Raw genomic sequence first — 9,620 nt, forward strand, 5'->3', positions numbered from 1 at the left:
GTCACCCGGCCTCCGCCGGACCCGCCGAGCACGGCTGGCGCGGCGGGCTGCGCAAGGTCACGTTCGGCGCGATCAAGCCCGGCCCCGGCCGCGCCGAGCGGCAGCGCCGCGTGCAGACCGCCGCGGTGCGCCGCACGTTCGACGGGCCGCGCACGGTCGTCGTGCTCAACCCCAAGGGCGGCGCGCACAAGACCACCGCGACCATGCTGCTCGCCGCGACGTTCGGGCTGCAGCGCGGCGGGTACACCCTCGCGTGGGACAACAACGAGACGCGCGGCACGCTCGGCTGGCGCTCGGCCCACACCGAGCACCAGCACACCGCGGTCGACCTGCTGCAGGCGCTGCCGTCGCTGGGCGGCGCCGCCACGGTCCGAGTGGGCGACCTCGACGGCTACGTGCGCACGCAGACCGACGAGCAGTTCGACGTCCTGGCGTCCGACGAGAACGCCGCGTCGGCCGCGTCGATGGACGCCGAGGCCTTCGGTGCCCTCCACCAGGTGCTCTCGCGCTTCTACCGCGTGATCGTCATCGACACGGGCAACAACATGCGCGCGTCGAACTGGCAGGCCGCGGTCTCGGCCGCCGACCAGGTCGTGATCGTCTCGACGATCCGCGAGGACACCGCGCAGTCCGCGGCGTGGGCGCTCGACGCGCTGCGCGCCACGGGGAACGACGACGCCGTGCGCCGCGCCGTGACGATCCTGTCGGCACCGGACCGCAAGATCGACAAGGACCTGCGCAAGCGTCTGCGCAGCCACTTCGGGGCGCTCACGCGCGCCGTCGTCGAGGTACCGCACGACCCGTCGCTCGTCCCGGGCGGGCCCATCGACTACGAGTCCCTGCGTCCCGCGACGCGCGACGCGTGGCTGCGGGCGACCGCGATCGTCGCCGACGGGCTGTAGGCCGCGCACGTCTCTCGAGAGCTTCCGGGTCACGTGCAAGAACATGTGGTGCGGGGACACAGAGGGGTGCAGGGTGCGCTGTCGCGCGCCCGTCGACGGTCACGACGAGACGGGGAACCAGTGGTGCCGCGCAACGAGCCGCCCGAGGACGCGATCGACCAGCTGGAGCGGGTCGGACCTGCGTCGGACGAGCCCGCCGCGGACCAGCCCGGCACGAACGATCGCGCTGCGGACCCGTCCGACGAGCCGGACACTGGGGGGCCCGGCGGCGACGAGCTGAACGCCGACGAGACTGGCTCCGACGAGCTGAACTCCGACGAGACTGGCTCCGACGAGCGCGGGACCGCTGAGGGCGACGACGACGTGCTGCCGGGTGACGGCACCGGTGACCGGGTGCCGCGCACCGGACCGCGTGACGCGCCGTGGTTCACCGCGCTCGTGCGCGCGCACGAGCGCGACGTGCACCGCTACCTCGTGCGCCGCGCCGGCCAGGACGCCGAGGACCTCACCGCCGACGTGCTGACGATCGCGTGGCGCCGCCGCGACGACGTCCCCGAGGGCGCCGAGCTGCCGTGGCTCTACCGGACCGCGGGCTTCGTGCTCGCCAACCACCGCCGCAAGGGCCGGCCGATCCCGGTCGAGCACCTGCCCGAGATCGTCGACGAGGACGACCCCGCGCTGCGGGCCGTGAACGACGAGCGGGTCCGGCTCGCTCTGGGCGCGCTGAGCCCGCGCGACCGGCAGATCGTGCTGCTCAACGCCTGGGAAGGTCTGACGGGACAGGCGCTCGCGGACGTGCTCGGAGTGGGCCGTGGGGGAGCGGACGCCGCGCTGAGCCGCGCCCGGGCCCGCCTCGCGACCGCGTGGGCCGGTGCGTCGGACTGAGCTCGTCGGACTGAGCTCGTCGGACTGAGCCCGTCGGACTGAGCCCGTCGGGCTACGCCCTGCAAGACCGGCACCCACCCCGACACGAAGGGGGTGGAAGGGCGCTCCCCGGCGCTCGGCAGCACACCCCCGTACGCCCGAAGCCTCAGGAGGACCGGTGAACACCCAGAAGCCGGACGACCGCGACGTCGATCCCCAGCTCGTCGACGACGCCTTGGCGCGCGTCGCGGCGGCTGACCCCGCAGCGCACGCGGTGCTCGACACCGAGCGCCTGCACGCGACGCTCGCCGCGACCACGGGAGTGCAGCTCCCGACCGACGAGCTCGCCGCGGCCCGGTCCCGCCGACGCCGGACGCGCTGGCTGCAGGCCGCCGCAGCGGTCGCCGCCGTGGCGGTCGTCGGCACGGGTGGGTACGCGATCGGCGCGGACGGCAACGGCTCGTCGGTCGCACCCCCGATCTCGCTCGGCAGCAGCGAGGGCGCCCGCGACACGGGTGCCCCGGCGGCCGAGGTCGCCGGCGGCGCCGGCATGATGTCGAGCGACGCTGCCCGGACGATGATCGGGTTCGGCGGGCGCCAGGTGTTCCACGCGAAGGGCCTGTCCGACGACGGCGGCTCGCAGGCCGCGTGGGGCTTCGACGCCGCGAGCGTCTACTCCGAGGCGACGCTGCAGCGCGCGGCCGACGTCTTCGGTGTGACCGGCGACGTGACCCGCGAGTACGGCCTGTCGATCGGCACGCTCGACGGCTCGGGCCCGAACGTGAGCCTGTCGCCCGACGGTCAGGCGAGCCTGTCGTTCTACGACCCGACGCGTGACCCGTGGTCGTGCGAGACGCTCTCGGCCCCCGACGAGCCCAACCAGTCCAAGGACGACGGCCTCAAGGACGACGAGGCAGGGTCGGCCTCCGGCGACGGTGTCGACATCGTGCTCGGCGACGAGACCTCGCCCGCAGCGGACTGCGCGGGTGACCCGCCCTCGAAGTCGTCGGCGATCGCGACCGCCAAGGACACGCTCACCGAGCTCGGCCTCGACACGGACGCGTTCACGTTCGACACGAGCAGCGACTCGCAGGCGAGCACCAACGTGACCGCGACGCTCGTCGTCGACGGCCAGTCCGCGAACGTGACGTGGACGTTCCTCGTCATGGCCGACGGCCTGCAGTCGGCCTACGGCCCGCTCGCGCCGCTCGTCGCGCTGGGCGACTACGACGTGGTGAGCCCCGCCGACGCGGTCGAGCGGCTCAACGACCCGCGGTTCTCGAGCTTCTCGAGCGGCGTGTGGCCGATGGCCGCGAACGCGCGCGGTGCCCTGCAGGGCGTGGACGCCCTCGAGTCGGACTCGTCGGACACCGCGGTCGCTCCCGAGGAGCCGGGCGTGCCGCCCACCCTGCACGCGGGCGACCCGATCGCGTGGCCCGTCCAGGACGTGACCATCACCGGTGCGCGCCTCGGCGTCGCGCTGCAGTACCTCGACAACGGCGCCGCAGCGCTCATCCCGGCCTACGAGCTGACCGACAGCACGGGCGGCTCGTGGAGCGTCATCGCCGTGGTCGAGGACCAGCTGGATCTCTCGAGCTGAGCTCGGGCGCCTGAACCGGGTGACGTCACTCCCCGGGACGGGCATGGACGCGAGGTCGGCCGACGCGGAGGGGCGTCGGTCGGCCTTTCGTCGTCCCGGGGCGCTGCTCTGTCGCTGCGCTGTCGCCGGCCGCTCGGTTCGCCGGACGGCGGCACGGTCGTCCGGCCGACCGCTCGGTGGTCTGGGCCCAGTGCTCGGTTGTCTGGCCCAGTGCTCGGTCGACGCGCTGCGCGGCGGTGTGCGCGCTAGCGTGGCGCTCGTCGGAGGGAGGCCACCGTGACCACGGCGCTGGTGGTGCTGGTCGTCGGTCTGCTGCTGTGCTTCTACGGGATCCGGTCGGTGAACCTGGCGCTGGTCGCGGCGGGGTTCGCGCTCGGGTTCCTGGTCGCCGAGGCCTTCGGCGCGGACTCCTGGACGCAGCTGTGGGTCGGGCTCGGGTCCGGCGTGCTCGTCTGGATGATCGTCTCGCTCGTGTTCCGGTTCGCGACGTTCGTGGTCGGGCTCGCGACGGGCGCCGTGATCGGGGCGAAGCTGTGGTCCGCGCTCAGCGACCCGGGCACGAGCGCGCTGCTCGGCGTCGTCCTCGTGCTGACGACCGCGTACACCTCGGCGCTGCTCGCGGAGAAGTACGCGCGGCGGGCCCTGCTGTGGTTCACGGCGCTGGGTGGCGCGAGCGTGATCCTGTCCGGCGCCGCGCTGCTGTGGCCCTCGGCGCTCGGGTTCCTCGCGGAGCCCGACGACGGCTGGCAGCAGACCGTCATGCTCGTCGTGTGGCTCGCTGTGGCCGGCAGCGGCTGGTACGTGCAGCGTCAGCTGTTCCGCGAGCGTCTGGGTCTGCCCCCGAAGCCGCCCAAGCCCCAGCCCGCCCCTGCCTCGACCCCGACCGCGTCGGCCGCGCCGCCACCCGCGCCGCCCGCCGCCGGCTGACAGCTCACCGGCTGACCGGCGGGACGCGAGTCGATCCGGGGCGGCGTCGGCGGGGGCGTCTCGTCGGCCGCGGCCCTACGGTGTGGACCATGGCTGGTGACGGCAGGCTGCTGCTCCTCGACACGGCGTCCCTGTACTTCCGCGCGTACTTCGGGGTGCCCGAGTCCGTGGGGCGTGCACCGGACGGCTCACCCGTGAACGCGGTGCGCGGGCTGCTCGACATGATCACGCGGCTCGTCACCGACCGGCACCCCACGCGGCTCGTCGCGTGCTGGGACGACGACTGGCGGCCCGCGTTCCGGGTCGCGGCGATCCCGTCGTACAAGGCGCACCGGGTGGTGGCGGAGGTCCCCGCGCCCGGCGGGACGACGACGAGCGTCGAGGAGGTCCCGGACACGCTCGCACCCCAGGTCCCGGTGATCGCCGAGGTCCTGGCCGCCCTCGGCATCCCGCGGCTCGGGGCGCCCGGGTTCGAGGCCGACGACGTGATCGGCACTCTCGTCGCCCGCGAGGCCGCGCGGCCCGCCGACGAGCGCGACCCGGTCGACGTGATCACAGGCGACCGCGACCTGTTCCAGCTCGTCGACGACGACGCGCGCGTGCGGGTCCTGTACACCGTCAAGGGCATCAAGGACCTCGAGGTCGTGGACCTCGCGCGGCTGCAGGAGCGGTACGACGTGCCGTCGGGGGCCGCGTACGCGGACATGGCGGCGCTGCGCGGCGACCCGAGCGACGGGCTGCCCGGCGTCGTGGGGATCGGCGAGAAGACGGCCGCCGCGCTGATCCGCCGGTACGGCTCGCTCGCCGGCGTGCTCGCCGCGCGCGACGCGGGCGACAAGGGCCTCACGCCGACGCAGCTGCGCCGGCTCACCGAGGCCGCCGACTACCTGGACGTCGCGCCGACGGTCGTGCGCGTCGCGGCGGACGCTCCCGTCGCGGCGGTCGACGACCGTCTTCCGACGACGCCCGCGGACCCCGACGCGCTCGTCGCGCTGGCGGAGCGCTGGGGCCTGTCGTCCCCGATCACCCGCCTGGTCACCGCCCTCACCCCGTAATCCTCAGCCGAGCATCCCGCCCAGCAGCCCCGCCGAGCAACGCCGACGCGCAACGCCGACGAGCCAGCGAGTGCTCCGGCTCCGGGACCCGGAGGCCGGAGCAACCGCGGGGTCGCTGGGCTGGGGGACCGGGTCGGTCAGGGGCGGGTCCAGAGGTGGTCCGCCAGGCGGTGCCAGCCGTCCCCCGAGGTCGGGGCGGCGTCCTGCGCGGTCAGGAGGACGACGTCGCGACCGTCGAGGTCGGTCGTCGTCAGCGAGAGGTGCGCGTTCGGACCGCCGCAGGCCTGGGCGGGGAGCTGACCGTCGAGGACCGTGACGAGGCAGACCGCGCCGGACTCGTTGAGCGCGGCGTAGTGGCTGCCCCACTCGGACGTCCCGAGCAGGCGCGTGCTCGACGAGAGCACGGTGAGCGAGTCGAGGTCGGCGCCCGTGAGCGTGTCGGCGGCCGTCTGCGCGGCTCCGAGCGCGGGCACGATGCTCTCCGGCGAGGCCGCCGCGGTGGGGGCGTCGCGTGCGGCGTTCAGCCACACCAGGCCCAGCGCGACGAGCACGAGCGCGATCAGCGAGGCCACCAGCCCCCACGCGCGGGAACGTCGGAAGGGTTCGGTGCCCGCGTCGCCGAAGTCACCGAACGCCTCGCCGATGTCGAGGTCCTCGAACGTCGTCATGCCCGCACCATCGGCACGTCCCGCCCGGGACATGAGACGAATCGCCCTGATGGGTGCAACCCCACCCCACCCCACCCCACCCTCACCCCGTCCACCGCACCACCTCCACCTGCTCCGCCGGCCTGCCCGGTCACGAACCAGCGACCGCTCCGGTCTCGACGCGCGTTGGCCTGAGCAACCGCTGGGTCGCTGGTGGGTGCTGGCGCGAGCCAGCGACTGTTCCGGGCTCGGTGCGCGTTGGCCTGAGTGAGTGCTGGGTCGCTGGTGGGTGCTGGCGCGAGGCAGCGACTGTTCCGGGTTGGGTGCGCGTTGGCCTGAGCAGTCGCTGGGTCGTGGGTGCCGGGAGGGGCGGGGTGGGATGCGGACGGGGTGCCGTGGCGGTGGGGCCGCCACGACACCCCGTCGGTGTGCGTGATCCGCCGCGTCAGCGACGGACAGGGGTCGTCAGCGCGTGACCGTGAAGGTCACGGTCTTCGACGAGGCCGAGGTCCCGGCCGTGCCCGCGTAGCCGACGGTCAGGGTGTGCTTCCCGACCGCCAGCGAGGTCGGCAGCGTGATCGTGGCCTTGCCGGTCGTGCCGCTGACCGTGAGGGTCCCCGACGCGATCGTCTTGCTGCCCTCCTTGATGGTCACCTTCCCGGAGGGAGCAGCGGTCGCGCCCTTGACGGTGACGGTGGCCTTGACCGTGCTGCCCTTCTTCGCGGTCCACTTCGACAGCGAGACGCTCGTCGTCGTCGTGGACTTCGCGACCGTGAGCTTCACGACGGCCGACGTCGACCCGACGTACGCCGAGCTCGTCGGCACGAAGACCGCCTTGAGCTGGTGCGTCCCGACGCCCAGGGCGACGGCCTTGGTGGCCTTGCCCGCGGACACCGTGACGGATCCGAGCGACTTCGTGCCGTCGTAGAAGGTCACGCGCCCGGCCGCGGCGGGGGAGACCGTCGCGGTGAGCGTGGCCTTCTGGCCGTACGAGGTGCCACCCGAGACGGCGAGCTTCGTCGTCGTCTTCGTCGGGACCGGGACGGTGACGTCCACGACCTGCGCCCGCGACGTGCCGGTGTTGTGGTGCTGCAGGACGAGCAGCTTGCCCGACTTCGCGGTCGCCGAGCGGTGCACGGGGATCGTGCCGACCTCGCCGATCGCCGGGACGAGCAGGCCCGGGTCCGTCTCGAACCAGAACGACGGGTCGTACGGGTCGACCGTGAACGGCGTGACCTCGTCGACGACGGAGTCGCGCGCGTAGTCGGAGTACGTCCACACCGAGACCGTCGGGGTGTCGCCCTTCTCGATGCCCGTGGCCACGAGGCCGATCGGCGCGACCAGCACGTTGCTGTCGAACAGGCCGCCGTCCATGCCGATGACGCCGTTGACGAGCTGCGTGTCGATCGCGTCGTCGGACGGGTCGGCGTGCAGGTCGAACGTCTGGACGACCGTGAGGTCCACCTCGGGGTCGATCTTCGTGATGATCGACTGGAGGTCGGCCTCGCCGTCGTTGTCCACGTCGATGTCGATGACCGGGATGACCCCGGTGCCGATGGAGGCCCAGTCGCCGTCTGTCGCGATGCCGATGTTGAGCGTGGCCCACTCCGGGTCTTCCTCGAGCGCGTCGACGTACGGCGCGTTCGACGACCAGCCGACGTACCGCAGGTCGCCCGAGGCGATCGCGGACGCGGACGTGGTCAGCGAGGCGTCGGCCTCGAGCCGGGGGCTCGTGGCCGCCAGGATCAGCGGCGACGTGAGCGACGTCCAGCCGCCCGCGTCGACACCGCGACCGGTGAGCGCGAGGCCCGCGGTCGTGGCCGTGCCCGAGAACGCGACGTTCGACGCCTTGAGGTCGGCGACGAGGCGCGGCGCCGCCTGGACGGGCACGCGCAGCTCCTGGTCGTCGGACGTCGAGGTCAGCACGACGCGACCCGAGAGCGTGGTGACGTACTCGCGCGGGAGCCCGAACTGCGCGAGCTCCTGCGTCGGGTCGATCTCCCGCTCGAGCGTCGCCGGGTCGACCGTGAGGGTCAGCGTGAGCGTGGACGCCCGGCCGGCCGGGACGGTGACCTGCGACGGCGAGACCGTGATGCCCGCGCCGCCGGCGGTGGACGCCGCGACGAACGCCGTGTCGTACGTGCGGGCCGACGAGCCGAAGTTGCGCACGGTGACCGTGGCCTTCTTCGTCACGACCTGGTCCGCCACGTCGACGACGCCGAACGCGACCGACGTGAGCTCCTCGTGCTGCGAGGCGTACGCGATGACGTCCGTCTCGACCGCGGCGAGCGCGTCCACACGGCCGGAGCCGACGCGCTCGGGGCCGTAGGCGATGCCCGCGCCGTCGGCCTCGGTGGTCACGTCGTGCGTCGCGGTGTTCATGACGGCCGCCTTGACCTGCTGGGCCGTCCAGCCCGGGTGCGCCGCCCGGACGAGCGCGGCGATGCCGGCCACGTGCGGGGTCGCCATCGACGTGCCCGAGAGCACGTGCCCGGCAGCACCGCCGCCGGACGCGGCCGACAGGATGCCCGTCCCGGGCGCGGCCACGTCGGGCTTCACGATGCCGAGCGACCCGTGCACACCGCGCGACGAGCCCGAGTTGAGCAGGTCGCCCGCCCCGGCCTGCGTGCCGCGCATCGCGAGGCTCGGACCGATCTGCAGCCGCAGGGAGCCGGCCTCGATCTCGCTCATGAGCGCCTCGGTCGAGGACTTCGTGAGCTGGATGCCAGGGATCGCGGCGTTGCCCGAGATGCCGGCGGAGAACACGTCGACGTCGGTCGGCAGCACCACACCGGCTGCGCCAGCGTTCGAGGCGTTCGTGAACCGGGCGACCGAGCCGCACACGCGCGCGGGCGTCTCGTCCCACCACAGGTACACGATCCGGCCGGCGACGGCCGCGGCCTGCTCGGGCGTGAACGGCGTGCAGCCGTCGAACTTGGCACCCAGGAACACGACGGGCGCGGTCACGTCGGCGCCGCCCGAGTACGCGATCGAGTTCTGGCCGGCGAACGTCTGGCCGCGCAGCGCCGCGGCGTCCGCCTCGATGACGCGCGCCGCGTCGAGCACGGGGGCGCCGACCGAGTTGGCGACCGTGAGCGAGCTCGCGGCGTTGCCGGGTGCGCCGCCGACGTCGGTGATGTCGCCCGCGTTGCCGGAGGCCACCGCGACGACGACGCCGAGCTTGGTCAGCTCGTCGACGAGCAGGTTGTCCGGGTCGTCGGCCGGGGAGCCGTCCGAGCCGAGCGACATGTTGACGACGTCGACGTGGTCGGACAGGTCGCCGTCGCCGTTCGGGTCCGCGGCGCGGTCCAGGGCGAGGCTCGTGAGGTTCGTCGAGCCGCCGATGTCGCCGAAGACCTTGAACGCCCAGACCGTCGCGCCCGGCGCCGAGCCGGGGCCGATCTGCCAGTCGGAGACGTCCGTGAGGTCGTCGTACCCGCCGGTGAACGTGGTGCCGCTCTCCGTCACGCCGTACCCGGCGGCCGAGCCGGCGACGTGCGTGCCGTGGCCCGAGTTGGGGGACGTCGACAGCGAGTCGATGGGGTTCGCGTCGGGCGTCGGGACGTCCGTGGAGCCTGGCTCGTCGAGGCTCGCGTCGTACAGCGGCCCGGCGAAGTCGTAGCCG

7 protein-coding genes are annotated in these 9,620 nt (G+C 73.7%); 5 read left to right on the forward strand and 2 right to left on the reverse strand.

Annotated elements, in window-relative coordinates; all coding sequences use genetic code 11:
- The 5 genes from CWIS_RS18900 to CWIS_RS10385 form a co-directional block, all read left to right on the forward strand.
- A partial coding sequence (locus tag CWIS_RS18900; protein WP_048343216.1) for a chromosome partitioning protein occupies positions 1-902 on the forward strand: 902 nt, incomplete at its 5' end.
- A 123-nt stretch (positions 903-1,025) separates the two neighbouring features.
- Positions 1,026-1,787 carry an RNA polymerase sigma factor gene (locus tag CWIS_RS10370; RefSeq protein ID WP_231583771.1) on the forward strand — a complete coding sequence of 254 codons (762 nt, stop codon included), beginning with the start codon at positions 1,026-1,028 and terminating at the stop codon, positions 1,785-1,787.
- Positions 1,788-1,944: 157 nt separating this feature from the next.
- A complete protein-coding gene (locus CWIS_RS10375) occupies positions 1,945-3,366 on the forward strand; it encodes a hypothetical protein (RefSeq protein WP_048343217.1) in 1,422 nt (473 codons plus the stop codon).
- 276 nt (positions 3,367-3,642) lie between these two features.
- Positions 3,643-4,293: a hypothetical protein gene (locus CWIS_RS10380; RefSeq protein WP_048343218.1), complete on the forward strand. Its 651-nt coding sequence runs from the start codon at positions 3,643-3,645 to the stop codon at positions 4,291-4,293.
- A gap of 89 nt (positions 4,294-4,382) precedes the next feature.
- Complete coding sequence (locus tag CWIS_RS10385) at positions 4,383-5,348, forward strand: 5'-3' exonuclease (protein WP_048343219.1); 966 nt, start codon at positions 4,383-4,385, stop codon at positions 5,346-5,348.
- 137 nt (positions 5,349-5,485) lie between these two features.
- Here the strand turns inward: CWIS_RS10385 and CWIS_RS10390 are convergent, their stop codons facing one another.
- Positions 5,486-6,016, reverse strand: a complete 531-nt coding sequence (locus tag CWIS_RS10390; protein ID WP_048343220.1) for a hypothetical protein — start codon at positions 6,014-6,016, stop codon at positions 5,486-5,488.
- Between the two features lie 444 nt (positions 6,017-6,460).
- On the reverse strand, positions 6,461-9,620 hold a 3,160-nt coding region (locus CWIS_RS10395; RefSeq protein ID WP_231583773.1), incomplete at its 5' end, for a S8 family serine peptidase.

The organism is Cellulomonas sp. A375-1 (genome assembly GCF_001040865.1).
In the GTDB taxonomy this organism is placed as follows: Bacteria; Actinomycetota; Actinomycetes; order Actinomycetales; family Cellulomonadaceae; genus Cellulomonas; species Cellulomonas gelida.

Excerpts from the sequence above, each read along its gene's own strand:
- CWIS_RS10390 (WP_048343220.1), bottom strand. The coding sequence starts at position 6,016 with ATGACGACGTTCGAGGACCTCGACATCGGCGAGGCGTTCGGTGACTTC.
- CWIS_RS10385 (WP_048343219.1), top strand. The coding sequence starts at position 4,383 with ATGGCTGGTGACGGCAGGCTGCTGCTCCTCGACACGGCGTCCCTGTAC.